Source organism: Pseudomonas sp. KB_15 (assembly GCF_052114525.1).
Lineage (GTDB): Bacteria > Pseudomonadota > Gammaproteobacteria > Pseudomonadales > Pseudomonadaceae > Aquipseudomonas.
This window is the reverse complement of the sequence record NZ_JBFREX010000378.1, coordinates 1-355: the sequence shown is the minus strand read 5'-3', so window position 1 is coordinate 355 and position 355 is coordinate 1. Positions and strand designations below refer to the sequence as shown.

The 355-nt window shown below is 66.2% G+C and carries 1 protein-coding gene; it reads left to right on the top strand.

The window, feature by feature from the left end; all coding sequences use genetic code 11:
• Positions 1-353 (top strand): oxidoreductase (locus tag AB4Z35_RS31370; protein WP_442101349.1); only part of this gene is annotated, 353 nt, incomplete at its 5' end.
• Positions 354-355 lie beyond the last annotated feature (2 nt).

The following is a 355-nucleotide window of genomic DNA, read 5'->3' as shown; positions in this document are numbered from 1 at the left end:
ACATCGCACGCCGCCTCAACGACGAGTCGCTGGCCTATTTGCACCTGGTGGAGCCGGCGATGGTCGGTACGGTCAAGGACGAGGCGGCTGACCCGCGCTGGGATGCCATCATGCGCAGGATGCGTGCCGAATTCCACGGCGTGCTGATGCTGGCTGGCGGCTACGACGGCGCCTCTGCAGAACGTGCGATTACCGACGGGCGCGCGGACATCGTCGCGTTCGGACGGCCGTTCATCGCCAATCCCGATCTGCCCCGCCGTCTCCAGACCTCGGCGGCGCTGAATGCCGCCAATCCGGCGACGTTCTTTGGCGGCACGACTGTCGGCTACACCGACTATCCGGCACTTGCCTGAGT